Origin of the sequence: Paenirhizobium naphthalenivorans (assembly GCF_007992095.1) — a bacterium.
GTDB lineage: Bacteria > Pseudomonadota > Alphaproteobacteria > Rhizobiales > Rhizobiaceae > Allorhizobium > Allorhizobium naphthalenivorans.
In genome coordinates this window covers 1-1,623 of the sequence record NZ_BJZP01000082.1, presented here as the reverse complement: position 1 = coordinate 1,623, position 1,623 = coordinate 1, and the positions used below count along the sequence as shown (strand labels likewise).

2 protein-coding genes are annotated in these 1,623 nt (G+C 61.0%); both read right to left on the bottom strand.

Features of this window, described 5'->3' with window-relative positions:
• Window positions 1-1,284 (bottom strand): type IV secretory system conjugative DNA transfer family protein (locus RNA01_RS23155; protein WP_147182434.1); only part of this gene is annotated, 1,284 nt, incomplete at its 3' end.
• Window positions 1,271-1,486, bottom strand: coding sequence for a type IV conjugative transfer system coupling protein TraD (gene traD, locus RNA01_RS23150; protein WP_147182433.1), 216 nt, complete (start codon window positions 1,484-1,486; stop codon window positions 1,271-1,273). The genes traD and RNA01_RS23155, both read right to left, overlap by 14 nt.
• Window positions 1,487-1,623: the final 137 nt, after the last annotated feature.

Sequence of the window (1,623 nt, the reverse complement as noted above, 5' to 3'; positions counted from 1 at the left end):
AAAGGTCGAGCCGGACACGAGACCGGCATAGTTCGGATAGCTCAGCCAATGTGTTTCCTTGATAGCGTTGGCATAGACGCCGGAGAAGGTTTCGGGCGTCATGTTCACGAACGCTGCCACGTTCTCCTTCACAAAATCGGACTCGGAGTTGTCGTAGATTTCCTGAAGCCGCGCGCGCAGCTTCGGCTCCGGTTCCGAGAGGTTCACGCGCACTGTCCGCAGCGTCTGATCCTTTTTTTCCGTATGACCGGAAAGGCAGACATCGGCGATGATCGCCGTCAGCAGTTGCAAGCCGGATGCCCGAAAGAAATCGTCCCGAACGCCGCTGGCGCGGCCGCTTTCGCTCATGATCCACGAGGCGACCGCGGCGATATCCTCTTCCTTCGTCCCACCATGCTGGCCGATCCAGTCCAGGGCATTGAACCCGATATCAGGATCTTTCGGGTCGAGCACGATGACATCACGGCCGGCCTTAATCCGGTGCGCCTTGACCATCGGCGCCACCTCATTGGATGGATCAAGTACGATCAGCGTGCCGCCCCATTTCAGCGCCGTCGGGATCGTGACCGACGTTGTCTTGAAACCGCCGGAGCCGGCGAACACGATGCCATGTGACGATCCGAACGAACCGTCGAAGCAGAGCAGCGGTGACTTGCCCCCGGCGCCCCATGTCTCAGGCATATCGGCCCGAAACGAGAGTGCCGCCGTGCTGTCGCGATCGACACGATATCGCTCGCCGACGACGATGCCGCCGTCCTCTGCGAACAGCTTCCCTGCCTCCGGCAGTTTCATCCATTCCGCCTCGCCATGCAGTGCGCGTTTACCGCGGATGCGTTTCGGCTCGGAACGCGAGAATGCGGCGTTGCCGATCACCGCTACGCGCAGCGCGAAGATGCCGGAGAACAGAGCTGCCGTAGCACCTGTCATCGTTGCCGGATCGATAAAGGACAGGATCGACCGGACCGCTTTCAACTCTCCGGCAAATTGCGAAAGCCGTATTCCTTCCCGAACGATGGCGAGTGCAATGACGGCCACCGATCCTGCCACGCCGCCCCACCCTGCGGTCTTGATATTGACCGATCCCTGGGCACTGAGGAGAAAGATCAGCCCGATCGCAGCGCTCGCGATATAGGGCAGCGACAGTCCGATTCGGCCGAGCGTCAATTTCGCCTCCGCCGTTTTTCCGAACGTCGCAAGCCATTGTTCGATCCCCGGCAACGCGAGGGCGATGGCAATCATCATCAGCGGCGGGACAACGGCGAGCAGGATCCTAGTCGCTGTCATCGCCGAATGCCTCCGCGCCGATTGCGGTCAGACGGGATCGCTCCGCCTCATCGCCCTTGATTTTCTTTTGCGCTTCGATCAGAACACCCAACAGAAGCGCGCGTTTCTCATAGCGCAACCCGGCTTTGACGATCAGGCCGCCCAACTCGATCTTCTCGCGAGCGTCCTTCTTTCTGGCCTCTGCTGTGGTCAGCCGCTGCATCCGCTCAAGCCTCGCCAGCCTGGCTCGTAGCCGCGCTAGCGCTGAGCGACGTGGCCGACGATGTTCCGGTCGTTCGAGCGGCAGTCTTTCCCTTTCCGTTCGATCCGGCGTTGGTTCCGCGAAACCGCTTCGCCACG